The organism is Lacinutrix gracilariae (assembly GCF_042684485.1).
GTDB classification, from domain to species: Bacteria; Bacteroidota; Bacteroidia; order Flavobacteriales; family Flavobacteriaceae; genus Oceanihabitans; species Oceanihabitans gracilariae.
This window is the reverse complement of sequence record NZ_JBHULM010000007.1, coordinates 517,541-535,258: the sequence shown is the minus strand read 5'-3', so window position 1 is coordinate 535,258 and position 17,718 is coordinate 517,541. Positions and strand designations below refer to the sequence as shown.

Sequence of the window (17,718 nt, the reverse complement as noted above, 5' to 3'; positions counted from 1 at the left end):
TCTTTATTCGTTTAGTTTTTTTATCATTCCTTTAAAAATAAAACCGTGAAAAGGTAATACGCTATACCAATACAATCTGCCTAGTATTCCTCTAGGTCTAAACGTTGCGGTTTGTTTTAAAAGGTTGTCTTCTATTTTAAATTCTAACCATGCTTCACCAGGTAATTTCATTTCAGCAAAGAGTAGTAGTTTTTGTTTTTCTTTATCTGCATAAATTACTCGCCAAAAATCTAGAGCATCACCAGCATCAAGATCTGTAGTGCTTGTTCTGCCACGTCTTAGTCCAATACCACCAAAAAGCTTATCCAGATAACCTCTAAGTTTCCAAAGAAAATTACCATAGTACCAACCTGTTTTACCACCAATAGACCAAATTTTGTCTAAAGTTTTTTTGCTGTTTTTTATTTTAAGCTCCTTGTAATCTTTAAAGCAACCGTATTTAGGAACGTTAATATATTTGTGGAAATTATTTTTTAGTCTTCCGCTACTAATAAGAGAATCTTTCCAGCTTGAAATAATACTATTTTGCTCAATTTTTTCAAAAGCCAATGCAACAGCTTCTTTATAGCTTAAAGGTTGTACGTTTAAAATGGTATTGATATTACTTTTTTTGCCTATAATTTCCACTCCCATACTGTCTACAAGGTTTGTAGCTAGTTTGTAAGATGTTGAGGTTACAAAATATAACCAATACGAAGAAAGTTTTGGTGTCATTACAGGAACTGTAAAAATGTATCTTTTAAGTTGTCTTACTTCTGCAAACTGCAAAAGCATTTGCTTATAGGTTAAAATTTCTGGTCCAAAAATATCAAAGGACTTATTGTATGTTTTTTGGTTTCCTAAACTTTTTAATAAAAACGAAAGCACATCACGTACAGCCAATGGTTGTGTTTTTGTGTTTAGCCATTTAGGAGCAATCATAAAAGGTAGTTTTTCTACTAAATCTCTAATAATTTCAAAAGAAGAACTACCAGAACCTACAATGATACCTGCTTTAAAAACCGTTAATGTGTAATTGTTTGATTGTAGTGTGTTTTCTACGTTTTTACGGGATTTAAGATGCTTAGATAGCTTATTATCATTAGTAATACCACTTAAATAAATAACTTGCTGTACTTGTGTTTTTTCTAATGCATTTTTAAAATTAGCTGCACATTCTTGTTCTAATTTTTCAAAATCGTTTGAGGTATTAGACATAGAATGAATAAGGTAATAGGCAGCATCAATTTGTTTAGGAATATTTTTTAATGTTTCTGGTTTTAAAAAATCAACTTCAATAATTTCAATTTGTTCTTCTTGTAAGTAGCTTTTATCTGCACGTAATTTATCTCTAACAGCACAAATAACATGATGCCCTTCATTTACTAATAAAGGTATCATGCGTTTGCCAATGTAGCCAGTAGCTCCTGTTACAAGAATATTCATGGTATTAAAGAGTGTAAAAATTATTGATTTTTATATGTTTTGCTTTTAAATCGAACATAAGATTATAAAGCCCAAAAAAGGTTCTGTTTATATATATAAAATGTTTAGAACCTCTGTTTCCATTCATTTTTCTTAATTCTGTGTTTTTAGAGTAGTGTTCTCCTAAAGCTGCTATTTCTTTAAAGAAATATTCGTCTGAAAAATCGAAAGTTTCTCCTTGTAAAGGTTTTGCAAAAAGGCTTAGCATTTTGTGAAACATTTCTGTAAAAAACGCAATTTCTTCAGTACTATCTTCTTCTTTTAAAATTTCAAGTTCGTATAATTTAGTAAGAAATAGTTCTTGATTATCAATGTTTTCTTTTTTAGCTAATTCAAAATAAGGAGTGTAAAAGGCGTCTGGAATATGCTTCATACAACCAAAATCTAAAGCAATTAGTTTTCCTTCTTCAGAAACTAAAAAGTTTCCAGGATGCGGATCTGCATGTACCTTTTTTAATTTATGAATTTGAAACATGTAAAAATCCCAAAGCGCTTGTCCTACTTGATTTGCCTTATCTGCATCTTGGTTTATTGCTGTGAATTCTGAAAGATGTTTACCATGCATATAATCCATAGTAATGATTCGTTCTGAAGATAACTCTTCATAATATTGAGGAAATAGTAGGTTAGGTATGTGCGCACATGCCTTTGCTACTTCTTTACTTTGCTCAATTTCTAAAATATAATTGGTTTCTTCAATAAGCTTTGTTTCTACTTCTTTAAAGTATTTATCAGAATCTTTTCCTTTTATATTAAACATACTCATTGCTATAGGTTTTACCATAGCTAAATCTGAAGAAATACTTTCTGCCACGCCAGGATACTGAATCTTTACTGCAAGTTTCTTGCCATTTTTTTCTGCAGCATGCACTTGACCAATACTGGCAGCATTTACAGAGGTTGCATTAAAGGTATCAAACAATTCATTTGGTGGCTTACCAAAATATTGTTTAAAGGTTTTAATAACTAGAGCAGGAGATAGAGGTGGAACAGAAAATTGAGAAAGCGAAAATTTTTCAACATAAGCTTGTGGTAATAAACTTTTTTCCATGCTTAGCATTTGTGCCACTTTTAAGGCGCTTCCTTTAAGTTGTTTTAAACTATCATAAATATCTTCTGCATTGTTTTTATTAAGACGATCTTTGGCTTCTTCTGTAGAATTCACCATTTTATCACCATAATATTTAAGGTAGTTTACACCTACTTTAGCACCTGTACTAACTAGTTTAGATGCACGTTGTATTTTTGAAATAGGTATTTTATCTATAGTTTTCATAAGCTCATGTTTGTTTTTTCTTTAAACAAAAATTTACCTAAATCAACAACACTCTTTAAAGGAGTGATATTTAAAATATCAAAACTTGTGTTTACAGATTTTTCAATAAAGACATCTGTTTTTTCAAAGGATGCAGATGTATCTTCCATCCAAAATTTTATAGTAAGTAAAAGTTGCATCCAAGCAGATTCTTTTAAAGCTTTATTTTGAATTTGCTGTATCTGTTTTTGTGGTATATCTATGGTTTCTATTTCTAGAGACTCAATGTATTCTGAAAAACGATGCTTTAAAGGAGATAGCATTTGTAAGCCTTTAATGCTATTCTTGTTTTCCTGTAATACAAATAAAACATAGCTTCTATTTGCAGTTAAGTTTTCAAAAAAAGTATAATAGAAACTTAATAATTTGTTCCTAGCATCAAAAGACTTGTAGTCTTCACTCTTTAATAATGCTTGAATGGTATTATCAAAAAAGGCACTAAAAATAGAGGCTTCTAAAACTTTAAAAGAAGCAAAATGCTTGTAAAAGTCTTCTTCTGTAATATCATAAGCTTTAGCAAATTGATATACAGTGTTTGGTTTTTTATTGTTTTCTAGGATATAATCCATATAAAAAGAGATAATATCTAGACTTTTATTTGCTTTTTTTCTTGTCATAATTTTTTAATTATAAGTAAATATACAAAAATTTGTCTAACTAATTTAATTAATTATTAGACAAGTTGTTTATGGTATTATAAATAAAACTTATAGGAATTGTTAAAAGCCCATAAAAACCTTGGTTTATCTATAAAAATACAATTTTTATATCGAAAAATTATAATGTCTATAATAGTAGTTTTATCTGCAAATCAAGCTTTATTTATACTTTTATTAACAGTTAAGGTTTAGTTAATGTGTAATTTTATAGCAAAATATTATCAACCATTAATACAATAACAATGAAAAAACTTTTATTAATTGCATTGGTATTTACTTTATCTGTTCAAGTAAATGCGCAAATTAAAACCCCTCAACCAAGTCCGTTTAGTAAAGTGGAGCAGAAGGTAGGATTAACAGATTTTACTTTTGAATATTCACGTCCAGGAGTAAAAGGAAGAAAAGTATTTGGAGACCTTGTACCTTTCGGTAAAGTTTGGAGAGCAGGAGCAAACTTAAGAACAAAAATTACATTTAACAATGATATTACTGTAGCAGGAAAAGTACTTAAAGCTGGTACTTATGCTATATTTGTTATACCTCAAGCAACTTCATGGGATGTGGTTTTTTATACAGATTATGCAGGTGGAGGAGCACCAGCAGAATTAGATGAAACTAAAGTAGCAGCAAGAGTTACTGCAGATGTGCACGAAATACCTTTTAATGTAGAAACTTTTACTATTGATATTAACAACCTATCTAATAGTGGTGGAACTTTAGAGTTTATTTGGGAAAAAACCTATGTTGGTGTTCCTTTTACAGTACCAACAGATGCTGCTGTAACAGAAAGCATTGAAAAAGTAATGGCAGGACCAGGAGCTGGTGATTATTATGCTGCTGCTGCATATTATTTAGAAGAAGGTAAAGATCTTAAAACGGCAAAAGTTTGGATTGATAAAGTTATTGAAATGACTAAAGACGATCCTAAATTTTGGCAATTAAGAAGACAAGCCTTAATCTATGCAAAACTAGGAGATAAAGAAGGTGCTATTAAAGCAGCTAAAGCTTCTTTAGAATTAGCAGAAAAAGCAGGTAATGCAGATTATGTTAAAATGAATACAGAATCTATTGCAGAGTGGTCTAAATAAATAAAACCATTTAAGCGTATAAAAAAAAGCGACCAATTGGTCGCTTTTTTATTTATTGTGTTTATTTTATTTCCCTTTTTTAGGATTAAATATAGGTAGTAATTTATTGCTTACTTCACCAAAACCAATTCTGGTTCCATCTTTATCACAATACCCTCTCATTATAACAGTATCGTTATCATTAATAAACTTACGTTCTGTACCATCTTTCATGGTAACAGGTCTTTCACCTCTCCAAGTAATTTCTAACATAGAACCATAGCTATCAGGTGTAGGACCAGAAATAGTACCACTTCCCATCATATCACCAGAATTTACAGGACATCCATTTATAGTATGGTGTGCTAACTGTTGTGCCATGTTCCAGTATAAGTGTTTAAAGTTAGATTTACTTACAACCGTTTCTTTTGCTTTTTGTGGCTGTATGGCAACTTCTAAATTAATATCAAAACTCTTTTTACCTTTATATTGTAAATAGTCTAATTGTTTTTTTAATGGTTTAGGGCTTTCTACTCTGTATGGTTCTAATGCATCTAAGGTAACAATCCAAGGCGAAATAGAAGAAGCAAAACTTTTTGCTAAAAACGGACCTAATGGTACGTATTCCCATTTTTGAATATCACGTGCAGACCAGTCATTAAATAAAACCAATCCAAAAATATATTCCTCTGCTTCTTCAATAGGAATTGGTTCTCCTAAATCATTAGCATCAGTAGTAATAAAAGCCATTTCTAATTCAAAATCTACTAATTTACTTGGTCCAAACACAGGCTCTGTTGCTCCTTCAGGTAAGGTTTGCCCTTGAGGTCTATGAATAGGAATTCCAGAAGGAATAATAGAAGAACTTCTACCATGATATCCAACAGGAATGTGTAACCAGTTTGGTAATAATGCATTGTTAGGGTCTCTAAACATGGTACCAACGTTAGTAGCATGCTCTATACTAGAATAAAAATCGGTATAATCACCAATTTGAACTGGTAATTGCATTTCAATTTCATCTAAACGAAACAAAACAATTTCTTTATGCTTTAAATTGTTTTTAAGCACATCATTTTCAGCATCAAAAATTTCTGCAATTCTATTACGTACAGCTCTCCAGGTTTGTCTTCCGTCTGCAATAAAATCATTTAAAGTGTCTTGAAGAAAAATATCATCGGTTAACGGAATACCTTCAAAGTAACCTAATTGGTGTAAAGCTCCTAAATCTATTGCTGTATCTCCAATTCTAGTTCCTATGGTAATAATGTCATCTCTTGTAAGAAAAACTCCAAAAGGAATGTTTTGAATAGGGAAATCTGAATTTTTATCTACATGCAACCAGGACGTTCTATCTGGATTATTAGCTGAAATTGGCATATTTTTTTGTAATTAAATGTTTGTTAAATCTACGTAAACCTACATAACTTTTTATTTTAATACTAATTTTTAAAACATAAAAGCCGGTTCAAAGAGATTGTATTAAAAAAAAATAACAATCTCGAAGTAAATATATGTTTTTTGATGTATTTAACTAATGTAATTCTTATTTTTGATAAATTTTTAACTTTAACTAGATTTCCATTAGAAAGGAAATTTAAAAATAATATTTATGCAACGCGACGAACAAATCTTTGAACTTATTCAAGCCGAAAAAGAAAGACAACTAGAAGGTATTGAACTTATAGCTTCAGAAAACTTTGTAAGCAACCAAGTAATGGAAGCTGCAGGTTCTGTATTAACTAATAAATATGCAGAAGGATATCCTGGTAAAAGGTATTATGGAGGCTGTGAAGTAGTTGATGAAGTAGAGCAATTAGCAATAGATAGAGCAAAAGCTTTATTTGGTGCAGCTTACGTAAACGTACAACCTCACTCTGGTAGCCAAGCAAATACAGCTGTATTTTTTGCTTGTTTAAATCCTGGTGATACTATTTTAGGTTTTGATTTGTCTCATGGAGGACACTTAACCCATGGGTCTTCAGTTAATTTTTCTGGTAAATTATACAACCCTGTATTTTACGGAGTAGATAAAGAAACAGGATTAATAGATTATGATCATGTTGCAGAAGTAGCAGAACGTGAAAAACCAAAGTTAATTATTGCAGGTGCCTCGGCATATTCTCGTGATATGGATTTTAAACGTTTTCGTGAAATAGCAGATACTGTTGGAGCCATTTTAGTTGCAGATATTTCTCATCCTGCAGGATTAATTGCAAAAGGAATTTTAAATGATCCTTTACCACATTGTCATATTGTAACTACAACTACACATAAAACATTACGTGGGCCAAGAGGTGGAATGATTATGATGGGTCAAGATTTTGATAACCCATTTGGTTTAAAATTAAAAAACGGAAGCTTACGTAAAATGTCTTCGCTTTTAAATTCTGCTGTTTTTCCAGGAAATCAAGGAGGACCATTAGAACATATTATTGCTGCAAAAGCAATTGCATTTGGTGAAGCACTTACCGAAGAGTACATGCATTATATGTTACAAGTAAAGAAAAATGCAGCTGCCATGGCAGAAGCTTTAGTAAAAAGAGATTATAATATTATCTCTGGTGGTACAGATAACCACATGATGCTAATAGATTTACGTAACAAAAACATTACAGGTAAAGACGCAGAACAAGCCTTAGTAAAAGCAGATATTACAGTAAATAAAAACATGGTTCCTTTTGATGATAAAAGCCCATTTGTAACTTCAGGAATACGTATTGGTACACCAGCAATTACCACTAGAGGTTTAAAAGAAGGAGATATGGAAGGTATTGTTGCTTTAATTGATGAAGTAATTACTAACTACCAAGACGAAGAAAAATTAGAAACTATTGCTATTAAAGTAAATGCAATGATGCAAGATTTACCTCTTTTTGTAGCGTAATCTTGTAAAAATAAATTCGCTTTCGCGGAAGAAAAAAAGCCTACTGTTTAGTAGGCTTTTTTATTATACATCTTAATGACTAGGTTTAATCTTTTAATTCAGATAGTAGTTCTTTCTTTTCGTCTTTAGAATAATACTGAGAAAGCAGTAAGCTCTCTTTAAATTTAATTTTGGTTTTAGAAATATCCAGTTTTAATTGTTGTTGCGCATCTAGAATATAAAGATATGCTTCAGAAAAACTTGGATATTGATGAATAAGTTCATTCCAGATTTCAATAGCTTTTATGTATTCTTCTTCATTATAGAAACTCCAACCTTTACCATTTAATACGCCTAATGAAAAATCTAAGTTATTTCCGTAATGGTTTATCATATTGTTTTTTAATTCAGAAAATACATTTACGTTCTTGTTTGAGGGTTTAAAAAAAGTGTATTGCTGAACAGACCAATATTCAAATATTTCATATAGTGCTTGTCCTATTCCTAATCCTGGAATAGCATGATGAAACGCATTGGGAAAATAAGAACCTTTAATGTTAATTTTTGGGTTTGTATTATTTGTTTTAAGGTTTTCAATTTCTTTATAATCTTCAGGATAATCTTTACCTATAGAATAGCGATAATATTTTGTATGTTTTATTTTAAGCTTCTTTAATTTTGAAATAGAATCTGTTAAAGAAACATTCTTCTGTTTAAAAAAAGGGTCTAGCGCTATTACAGCAGATAAATTATCAATATTTTTGGTAAACATAGATGTAGTAAAGTGTCCATACCAAGAATGTCCAATCAAGATTCTAAAAGTACTTGCTTTGAATTTTGATTCTGCTAAAGGTATAATTTCCTCAAAGAGGAACTTTTCATTTAGATCTGCTTTTCCACTTTTAGAAGAAACAGGGCTTTTGGCTTCATAGATTCGTTTAGAATTTTCAGACGTAATACTTATAATGATAGAGCGAGGCATTTGTTCTGCAGCAGTTAAGTAGTCTATAGTATGCACTATATGGTTGTGACTTCTGCTATTTTGTTGATCAAAAACTACAATTAGCGGATATTTTTTTTGATTATTATTTTGCCAATCATCTGGTAATGTAATAGAAATCTTTTTTTTGTAGCCCAAATATGTAGATACAAATGAGGTGTCAATTTTAGATTTATACACATTGTATTGCTGTGCAAATAAAATTGGACCTATAAAAATGGTTAAAACAAAAAAAAGGTATGTTTTATTCATTGATGTATTAGATGTTTGCTAATGTGTATTAAAAACTAAGTTAGCAAATAAAAACCAAATATAAAATCTGCTAAGATTTTAGCAAGTAGGCCAGAAGTAGTAATTTTTTAATAGAGAGCTTTGGTTAAGCAATTAATTATATAAGGTGTTGTATACAGGATTTTTATTTCCATTTTGCTATTAATTCAGTCACACCATTTTTCATTCCTTCGTAAAACTCTCCGTTTTTAAATTCAGGAATTATAGTTTTATCAATTACCTCATTACATATTTCGTCAGTTAAAAAGCGTTCTGTTCCATAACCAGTTGCAATTCCTATTTTTTGGCAAGGTTTACATAGTAAAATTATCAGTCCATTATCTTTTTCTGCGGTTCCAACTCCCCAATAATTTCCTAAATCTGTTGCCATTTTTTGTATATCTGAATAGGGATTTAGACTGTCAATTGTTACAACAACTATTTGTCGAGTTGTCTTAACGTTATATTCTAAGATAATATCAGATAGTTCTTTGCGTTGTGAAGAACTAAATATGCTGTCATAATCGTTTACTATTTGACCTTTAAGTTTTGTTTCTCTAAATTTTTCAATTGTTGAGAAGTCAAATTCGGTAATGTTGTTTTTTGTATCTGTTTCTTGGGCAGTTCCTATACAGGAAAACATGTTTAAAGTTAGAAATAGGATTAATATTTTAGTTCCGATTTTCATTTTTAGGATATGTTATGTACAACTAACATGTAAACTAATTACTCAAAAGTAATATGTTGGTAAGCGCCTAAGTCTGGAGAAGCTGTTCTGTTAACTCCTAGAATATCAAAAGGAACTTGACTAGAAAAAGTGGTATTTCCTTGATTGTTTGCTGCAGAATCTTCACCAATGATTAAATCATTAGCGCTAGAATCTCTAAAATCAGGATCTTGATTAAAAATCATGTTTTCATATTTTGAAGTATCTTCAAAATCATAATTTGCTCCAGTAAAAGAATTTCCAGAATCGTTAAATCGAGCTAAGCAGTTTGTAAATTTAAAATTGAAAACTACTGAAGCATCTTCTATTTCATCAATTATAAATTCAGGATTATCGTTTCCGTAAATAATACAATTATTAAAATTAGCTTCGGTTAAATCGGCTAAATAGGTAGCATCTTCTGCTTCTTGAAAATTATTAAGTAAAAGCGCAGGATATTGACGAAAACTATTGCTCCAATAATTAGCAATAGTACAGTGTGTAAGATTATATTTTCCGCCTAAAGTACCAGCAAAACTAGTTTGTCCTGTATTGTTAATTACTAGATTATTAGCTTCAATAGAGGTATTTCTTCCTAAAACACCAAAGTTACTAGCGTTATAGATTTGCGAATTTGTTATGGTTAATTTGTTTGTTACTTCTGCAGGATTTCCTTCAGATAAAATACCCACAGATGCATTTTTTATGGTTGCATAATTTATGGTGTTGTTAATGCTTCCGTCAAGTAACCAAATGGTTCCCCATTGTCCTGGTACGTCTGCAAAATCAGGTTCTAAGCGGTCTCCTTCAAAAATCACTTGGTTTTCTAAGACTTCTTGATCTGTGCTATTAGCTCCATTAACTTGTAGTGAAGCTCCTTCTGCTACTAAAAGTCCAGAATTGGCATGAAAATGTACTCTTGCTCCAGCTTCAATGTTTAAAGTTTGGTTGTTGGGAACAGCAGCATAGCCATAAATTACATATGGTTTTTGGTTGGTAAAGGTTAATTCTTCTGGTTCTAAATATCTACCTTGAATATCGGTTTCTATTTGTTGACCTCCAATATCTATGGTTAAAGTTTCAACTACTCCTGTGGTATTGTCTTTATCAGGATAAATAAATACAGCGTCTTTAACAAGGGTTACTAATTCTACAGATTGTAGGTTGCTGCCTGCATCAAACTCTATTTTATCATTATAGAGGAATTCATTATCTAAGTTTGGTAAATTGTTTATGTCTATGGTAGTTTCTATAAAAATGTACATACTGTCTTTTGCTAGTATTTCTACGTTTTCAAAAGATTTTCCAGCAATACCATCTACATTTAATCGGTATTCTGAATCTTCACCTAAAGCCAATTTTACAGTAGATATGCTAATGGCTTCATTGCTTTTGTTGTATACTTTTAAATTATAGGTACTAGAGCCAATGTTTGTAAAAACGGTATCTAAATAAACTGTGTCTTTTGAAAAACTAAGGTTTCCGTTGCTAGGAGAGAAGTTAAAGTCTTTTCTGCAAGAACTCCAAAGTAAAAGAAAGGCAAAACAGGTTAAAAAGTATAGTGTCTTTTTCATAGATATTTAATGAATTGTGAGGCAAAAATATAATTGCACATAAATGCATAAAAATATAACTTTTGAAACGATGTTTTAGTATTTATTTTAAAATTTCATCAATTTCTTTAGGCACACGAGTAGGTCTTTTTGTTCGCGTTTGCATTAAACACCAAGTGGTTTCTGCTTTTAAGAGTAGTTTTTGTGTGCTTTTATTGTGCATTTCTATAATGCTTTTGGCAGTAGCACCATATGAATTTATAAATTTGGTGGTTATTTTTACTTGATCATGTAAGTGTGCCGAGGCTTTATAGTCTACTAAATGTCTGCGAACTACCCAAAAATAGGCTTTGTAAATATCTTCGGTTGCTATTTCTTGCCAATGTGCTTTAGCAATATCTTGAATCCATTGTATGTATCTAATATTGTTAACATGGTTTAGTTCGTCTAAATCTTCTTGAGTAACGGTTACCGTAAATTCAAAGGTTTTCATAAAGTCCATTTAATAGCGTATTAAATTAATATTGTAATTTGTAAAATGTTGCTATTAATAAGAGACTCTCTAAGGAAAGAGTGCTTTTTTAAAGATAGTAAAGAGATTACTTCCTAAAAATTAAAATAGATGTAAAACCATTTTTTTAGATGTTATACATTATTCTGTATAAAATTGTTTTTCAGGCAGTTGAGTTTTANTGTTTCTGATTTGGCTAATAATTTTGAGGTGTTTTTATTAAACATTTCTACAATTCTTGTAGAAGTTACGCCTTGTGCTTTTGTAACATAGGTTTTCATAAAGTCCATTTAATAGCGTATTAAATTAATATTGTAATTTGTAAAATGTTGCTATTAATAAGAGACTCTCTAAGGAAAGAGTGCTTTTTTAAAGATAGTAAAGAGATTACTTCCTAAAAATTAAAATAGATGTAAAACCATTTTTTTAGATGTTATACATTATTATATATAAAATTGTTTTTCAGGTAGTTGAGTTTTGTAAAGTTATGTATAGAAGCATTTTCTATAGGTAACAGTTTTATAAAACTTGTACAGCATTGATTTTTTAAAAGAACAAACTATTTATTTCTGGTGTTATTCGTGCAGGTTTTTGTGTTTTTCTACTAATTAAACACCAATTTGTTTCTGATTTGGCTAATAATTTTGAGGTGTTTTTATTAAACATTTCTACAATTCTTGTAGAAGTTACGCCTTGTGCTTTTGTAACATAGGTTTTTATTACTACTGTATCATTTAATAATGCAGCTTGTTTGTAGTCTATATGATGTGAAATTAAAACCCAAAAGTAGTTTTCTTTTATAGAAGAAGTAGCTACAGTATTCCAGTTTAATTTAGCAATATCATTAACCCATTGTACATAACGTACGTTGTTAACATGATTTAATTCGTCTAAATCATGTTCATCAACAACTATAGTAGTTTCAAAGGGCTTCATATTATTCTTTAATAATTTCTACCTCAAATATTTTATCCCAACGTTTTCCTGTAATAAAAAGTGTTTTGGTTTCAGGATTATATGCAATACCATTTAAAACATCTAAACCTTGGTGTTGAGTAACCTTTTTTCTTAATGGCGAAAAATCGATAACACCTTCAATAGCTCCGTTTGTAGGATTTATAATTGCAACGCCATTTTTTTGATAACGATTGGCATATATTTTATCATTAACCCATTCTAGTTCGTTTAATCCAACAACTTTTCCGTGGTTATGGTATGCTTGTATGTAGCTTTCTTCGGTTAATGTTTCTGGGTTAATGGTCCATATTTTTTCTGTTCCATCACTTTTATACAATGTTTTGGTATCATTGCAAATTCCCCAACCTTCTTTACTATTATTGTATTTAAAACTACCTGTTTTTTCAAAAGTATCAACATCATACACAAAACCGGTTCCGCTTTGCCAAGTTAACTGGTAAATTTTATTGTTTAAAATGGTTAAACCTTCACCAAAATACTCGTGTGCTAAATCTATATTTTTTAAAACCTCACCAGTTTTATAGTTTACTTTTCTAAGTTTAGATTCGCCATGTTGTCCTGTGCTTTCGTATAATTCTCCATTATAAAACTCTAATCCTTGTGTGTATGAGGTAATATCGTGAGGATATTCGTTTATAATTTTATAAGTATATACTTTAGGAGAGGTATTGTTTAAAACGGTAATTTTTTGTGAAATACTTTGCGTTTCTCCATCAAAGGTAATATTGGCTTCAATGGTTTGTTCACCAAGCTTTGTGTTTTTTAAAATCGATTTTTCAGAAATTGATGTACCATTAAGCGTGTAATTAACTGACGTTATTTCGTGGTTTTTAGGATTTTTTATTGTCAAATTTAATGCTTCTCCAAGGGTAAAAGCATTGTTTTTTGCATTTGTAGCAATAGAAAAGTCATTTTTTTTCTGTCCAGTATTGCTTCCGCAGGATACTATAAAAGTTGCTAAAAATATGATTGTGAGTATTTTGAATATTTTCATTTTACATTTTAAGTTTGATGCAAGATATTTATTAAAATTCAGTTTAAAAAACATTGCGTAGATTTTAAAAGGTTGTATATTTGCACTCGGCAAGTCCTACACAACTAGCTCCTGTTGAATCCTCCAGGTCGGGAACGAAGCAAAGGTAGATGGTTGTAGCAGTGTGATGTAGGTAGCTTGCCTTTTTTTATGTCTTAAAATGAAATCTTTTAAAATAGATTTTATCCTTATATATGAAGATTTGTTTGTAGAAATACGAGCAAATCTTTTTTAATTTATAGCGCTTTTCCCATTTTCATTATTAAATTTACATTTTAATATTATTTATATGTCTAAAGTTGTTTTAATTACTGGAGGATCTTCAGGAATTGGTAAATCTGTTGGAGAATTTTTAACAGAAAAAGGGTATACTGTTTATGGTACAAGTAGAAACCCTAAAAACTACACCTCAAATGCTTTTAAAATTATTGCTCTAGATGTTACTAAACCAGAAACTATAGCAACAGCTGTTTCTACTGTGGTTGCTGCAGAAGGTAGAATAGATGTACTTATTAATAATGCTGGTGTTGGTATTACTGGACCTATTGAAGAGATACCAGAGGCAGAAATTAAAGCAAATTTTGAAACTAATTTTTTTGGACCTATAAATGTGATTAAGGCCGTTTTACCACAAATGCGAAAGCAAGCATCTGGTTTAATTATTAATATTACATCTATTGCAGGATATATGGGACTTCCGTATAGAGGAATTTACTCGGCAAGCAAAGGTGCTTTAGAGTTGGTTACGGAAGCTTTTAGAATGGAAATTAAAGACTTTAATATACAAATGACTAACATTGCACCAGGAGATTTTGCTACCAATATAGCTTCTGGTCGTTTTCATGCGCCAATACAAGAAAATTCGCCATACAAAACTCCTTATGGTAATACTCTTAAATTAATGGATGAACATGTAGATGAAGGTAAAGATCCATTACTAATGGCAAAAGCAGTATATAAAGTAATGAATACAGAAAAACCAAAAATACATTATAAAGTAGGAGAGCTGCTTCAAAAATTTTCTATTGTTTTAAAACGTGTATTACCAGATAAGGTGTATGAAAAAATGTTGTTAAATCATTACAAATTATAATAGAGATATAGTACAATAATTAAGATATGAATAAAAATAAAAATAGTTTTGTATTATTCTTTATGCTCTTAGCATATACTAGTTTTGCTCAAATTATTAGTATAAATGATGCAGCAAATGCAGCATCGAGTTATGATTTAGAACAATTAGTTGAAGATGTTTTAATAGCTAGTGATTGTGCAGAGATAAGTGATTTTACAGAACAAGCTTTTGGAGCTCCATCAGATTTACAAACAAAAAGTTATGGGTATTTTAATACACCAGCTACTAGTAATTTTCCTTTTGAAAGTGGAGTAGTTTTAACAACAGGAAGGGCTTATGCTGCTGGTAACATAAGAAACACGAATAATCCGTATCCAGATTTTGGAAATAACCTACCAGGAGATGCAGATTTAGAAGCAGCATTATCACAAAACTCTACACGTGACGCTACTTTTGTTAAGTTTAACTTTACAGCAACCTCTAGTCAATTTAACTTTAGATTTTTAATGGCTTCTGAAGAGTATGATGGAGGCACAGAATGCACTTTTTCAGATAGTTTTGCTTTTTTGCTAAGAGAAGTGGGAACAACAGCCTATAGTAATCTGGCAGTTTTACCAGACGGAACACCTGTTAGTGTTACTACTATAAATGATGCAGCTGCTTGTAGAGCAAATGTAGCGTATTTTGCAGGTTATAACCTTGGAAGTACTAATTATGGAGGAAGAACAGAAGTTTTAACAGCAAATGCAGCGGTAACACCTAATCAAGTATACGAAATTAAAATAGTCGTGGCAGATCAAGGAGATTCTGCTTATGATTCTGCTATTTTTCTCGAAGCTGGTAGTTTTAACCTTGGTTTAGATCTTGGTGATGATGTAACCTTTGCTTCAGGAAATCCAGCTTGTGGTAACACAGCATATACTTTAGACACGCAAATATCAAGTACAACCGCTCCGCATAAATGGTTTAGAAATGGCATTGAAATTGTAGGAGAAACCAATAGTACTTTAGATGTTACAACAGCTGGAGAGTATAGTGTTTCTGTTGCTTATGGTACTACTTGTATTGCTACAGCAGATATTACTATTGAGTTTACAGAAAGCCCTATTGCTAATCCTGTAGAAGACCAGTTTATTTGTGATACTAATAATGATGGTTTTAATACCTATAATTTTCAGTTGTTAAACGAAACCGTTCTTGGTACACAGTCTGCTACAGCGTATACAGTAACATATCATTTATCACAAGAGGATGCAGATAATAATGATAATGCGATAACTACAGATTATACAAACCAAAATGCTTATCAACTAGAAACTATTTATGTTAGAGTAGAAGACAATACCTATAATTATTGCTTTGCTACCACAAGCTTTGATATTAACGTTTTTAACTCTTTAACCGAAGCGAATCCTTCAGAATTGCATGCTTGTGATGACGATTTTGATGGTTTTAATACTTTTGATGTTACATTAGTAGAAACAGATATATTAAATGGTTTACCTGCTGCAAATTATAATTTTAGTTATTACGAAGTTGAAGATGACGCAATACTAGGTAATGCAGCAACCATTGCAACACCAACAAATTATAATAACACTGTTGCAGATACACAAATAATTTATGTTAGAGTACAACCTGTAACTAACGAATGTTTTCAAGTAGTTCCTGTTACGCTTATTGTACATCCATTGCTAGTTGTTCAATTAGAGGAGCAGTACCTTATTTGTTTAGCAGCAGATGATAGTGTTTTGGCAGCTGTAGAAACAGATCCTGCATTACAAACTGCACCTATAGACACCGAGTTAAGTGAAACAGAATATACTTTTCAATGGTATGAAGGTCAAGAAGTATTGGCTGCTAATAGTATTGTAGGTGCTACGCAATCTTCTTATAATGCAACTTCTGTTGGTTTTTATACTGTTGAAGTTACTAATATAATTTCTGGTTGTACTTATGTAGATACTACAGAAGTTGTTTCGTCTTATCCTCCAGAAACTATTTCGGCAGAAGTATTAACAGATGCTTTTTCAGAAAACAGTATGCTAGTGGTAACCGTTACAGGTGTTGGTTTTTATGAGTATAGTTTATATGAAGGCTATTGGCAATATTCACCAGTTTTTGAAAATGTTTTAGGAGGAGATTATATTGTAAAAGTTAGAGACGTTTATAATTGTGAAGTGCTAGAGTATGAAGTGCCAATAATTAATTATCCTAAAGTATTTACACCAAATAATGATGGTTATAATGATACTTGGAATATACTTGGTGTTAAAAATCAAGGAGGTGTAAAAGTTACTATTTATGATAGATACGGAAAACTTATAAAACAATTAACCACTTCTAGTCTTGGTTGGGACGGAACCTTTCAAGGTGAAGCAATGCCAAGTTCAGATTATTGGTTTACCGTAGAATATATAGAGCCATTGAGTAATACTCAAAAGGAGTTTTCAGCCCATTTTACACTTAAACGTTAAAAGATTTTATTCTATTGTCTAATGCTAATAGTAAGTCTTTAAGCTAGTGTAAACAGTAGGTTGTATTATTAAAATAAATGTTCTACAATTATTTTTGCTGTAATTGTGCTTCCTTTTATGGAAGGATGAAATCCATCAGCACTGTAGTAATCTATATTTTGATTAGCATCTATATAGTCTTTCCATATTTTACCAACAGGTAATAAAATAGAATGATTGATGGAAGCTGCGTCTTCATGATTTTTTATTACATCATCAAATGTATGGTAGTAGTTTAAAGAAGGCCAAACCATAAAGTAGCATAATTGGGCTTTGTTTATTTTACATAAGCTATAGAGCTTTTTTCCGTATTTAATAAGCATTTTTCTACCATCTTTTTGTGATGAAGGTCCTTGTTGTATAATGACATAGTCAAAATTATTACTAGAAATTAGTTTTTGTATTTGTCCATCATTCCAATGATCTTCTATGGCATAGTTTGGAAAAGCGATCGTTTTTGTAGTAATCTCTATTCCTTTTTGCTTTGCATGCTGTTTAACAAGCAGTGGTAAGTTGTTGGTAAAAGTTAGACTGTTACCAATAAATAAAATATTAAAGTCTGAATTGGCATTTAATTCTTGTTGACTAAATATACTAGTGTAAGTAAATAGGAATGTAAAAATCAATAAAAATGATTTCGTCATATTTTTAGAGCTTTGATTATTGCTAATGTATTTGTGTGTGGTTAGTGGCTTGTTTAAGCAA

15 protein-coding genes and 1 other RNA gene are annotated in these 17,718 nt (G+C 30.8%); 5 read left to right on the top strand and 11 right to left on the bottom strand.

Going from position 1 to position 17,718, the window contains the following annotated elements; genetic code table 11:
• Positions 1 to 3 precede the first annotated feature (3 nt).
• Genes ACFSSB_RS05320 through ACFSSB_RS05310 form a run of 3 tightly spaced genes read right to left on the bottom strand, consistent with a single transcriptional unit; the run spans position 4 to position 3,396 of the window.
• Entirely contained in the window at positions 4 to 1,425 is a 1,422-nt protein-coding gene (locus tag ACFSSB_RS05320) for an SDR family oxidoreductase (protein WP_379901747.1), read from the bottom strand.
• A 4-nt stretch (positions 1,426 to 1,429) separates the two neighbouring features.
• The gene (locus ACFSSB_RS05315; RefSeq protein WP_379901745.1) at positions 1,430 to 2,740 is read right to left on the bottom strand and encodes an ABC1 kinase family protein; all 1,311 of its coding nucleotides are present in this window, start codon (positions 2,738 to 2,740) and stop codon (positions 1,430 to 1,432) included.
• Positions 2,737 to 3,396 (bottom strand): TetR family transcriptional regulator C-terminal domain-containing protein, encoded by a 660-nt coding sequence (locus tag ACFSSB_RS05310; RefSeq protein WP_379901742.1) that lies wholly within the window; start codon positions 3,394 to 3,396, stop codon positions 2,737 to 2,739. The genes ACFSSB_RS05315 and ACFSSB_RS05310 overlap by 4 nt, the downstream gene beginning before the upstream one ends.
• A gap of 284 nt (positions 3,397 to 3,680) precedes the next feature.
• Between ACFSSB_RS05310 and ACFSSB_RS05305 the strand changes: the two genes are divergently transcribed.
• Positions 3,681 to 4,526 (top strand): DUF2911 domain-containing protein, encoded by an 846-nt coding sequence (locus ACFSSB_RS05305; RefSeq protein ID WP_379901740.1) that lies wholly within the window; start codon positions 3,681 to 3,683, stop codon positions 4,524 to 4,526.
• A 66-nt stretch (positions 4,527 to 4,592) separates the two neighbouring features.
• Here ACFSSB_RS05305 and fahA read toward each other — a convergent pair whose 3' ends face one another.
• Positions 4,593 to 5,885, bottom strand: coding sequence for a fumarylacetoacetase (gene fahA / locus ACFSSB_RS05300; RefSeq protein WP_379901737.1), 1,293 nt, complete (start codon positions 5,883 to 5,885; stop codon positions 4,593 to 4,595).
• A gap of 232 nt (positions 5,886 to 6,117) precedes the next feature.
• Here fahA and glyA point away from each other — a divergent pair, with 232 nt between their 5' ends.
• Positions 6,118 to 7,392 carry a serine hydroxymethyltransferase gene (gene glyA, locus ACFSSB_RS05295; protein ID WP_379901735.1) on the top strand — a complete coding sequence of 425 codons (1,275 nt, stop codon included), beginning with the start codon at positions 6,118 to 6,120 and terminating at the stop codon, positions 7,390 to 7,392.
• 85 nt (positions 7,393 to 7,477) lie between these two features.
• On the opposite strand, the gene ACFSSB_RS05290 is transcribed toward glyA, so the two are convergent.
• The 6 genes from ACFSSB_RS05290 to ACFSSB_RS05265 form a co-directional block, all read right to left on the bottom strand.
• A complete protein-coding gene (locus tag ACFSSB_RS05290; protein WP_379901733.1) occupies positions 7,478 to 8,623 on the bottom strand; it encodes an alpha/beta hydrolase-fold protein in 1,146 nt (381 codons plus the stop codon).
• A 163-nt stretch (positions 8,624 to 8,786) separates the two neighbouring features.
• On the bottom strand, positions 8,787 to 9,329 hold the full coding sequence (locus ACFSSB_RS05285) for a TPM domain-containing protein (RefSeq protein ID WP_379901731.1): 543 nt from the start codon (positions 9,327 to 9,329) through the stop codon (positions 8,787 to 8,789).
• A 38-nt stretch (positions 9,330 to 9,367) separates the two neighbouring features.
• Positions 9,368 to 10,921 carry a hypothetical protein gene (locus ACFSSB_RS05280; RefSeq protein ID WP_379901728.1) on the bottom strand — a complete coding sequence of 518 codons (1,554 nt, stop codon included), beginning with the start codon at positions 10,919 to 10,921 and terminating at the stop codon, positions 9,368 to 9,370.
• 82 nt (positions 10,922 to 11,003) lie between these two features.
• Entirely contained in the window at positions 11,004 to 11,393 is a 390-nt protein-coding gene (locus ACFSSB_RS05275) for an acyl-CoA thioesterase (RefSeq protein ID WP_379901726.1), read from the bottom strand.
• 564 nt (positions 11,394 to 11,957) lie between these two features.
• Positions 11,958 to 12,347, bottom strand: a complete 390-nt coding sequence (locus ACFSSB_RS05270) for an acyl-CoA thioesterase (RefSeq protein ID WP_379901724.1) — start codon at positions 12,345 to 12,347, stop codon at positions 11,958 to 11,960.
• Position 12,348: 1 nt separating this feature from the next.
• On the bottom strand, positions 12,349 to 13,383 hold the full coding sequence (locus ACFSSB_RS05265) for a glutaminyl-peptide cyclotransferase (RefSeq protein ID WP_379901722.1): 1,035 nt from the start codon (positions 13,381 to 13,383) through the stop codon (positions 12,349 to 12,351).
• 87 nt (positions 13,384 to 13,470) lie between these two features.
• On the opposite strand from ACFSSB_RS05265, the gene ffs reads away from it, so the two are divergent.
• From ffs to ACFSSB_RS05250, 3 genes are all read left to right on the top strand, one after another.
• Positions 13,471 to 13,569, top strand: an RNA gene (gene ffs, locus ACFSSB_RS05260) — signal recognition particle sRNA small type.
• Between the two features lie 142 nt (positions 13,570 to 13,711).
• Complete coding sequence (locus ACFSSB_RS05255) at positions 13,712 to 14,515, top strand: SDR family oxidoreductase (RefSeq protein WP_379901720.1); 804 nt, start codon at positions 13,712 to 13,714, stop codon at positions 14,513 to 14,515.
• Between the two features lie 26 nt (positions 14,516 to 14,541).
• Positions 14,542 to 16,974 carry a T9SS type B sorting domain-containing protein gene (locus tag ACFSSB_RS05250; protein WP_379901718.1) on the top strand — a complete coding sequence of 811 codons (2,433 nt, stop codon included), beginning with the start codon at positions 14,542 to 14,544 and terminating at the stop codon, positions 16,972 to 16,974.
• Positions 16,975 to 17,042: 68 nt separating this feature from the next.
• On the opposite strand, the gene ACFSSB_RS05245 is transcribed toward ACFSSB_RS05250, so the two are convergent.
• Positions 17,043 to 17,657, bottom strand: a complete 615-nt coding sequence (locus tag ACFSSB_RS05245; protein WP_379901716.1) for an SGNH/GDSL hydrolase family protein — start codon at positions 17,655 to 17,657, stop codon at positions 17,043 to 17,045.
• Positions 17,658 to 17,718 lie beyond the last annotated feature (61 nt).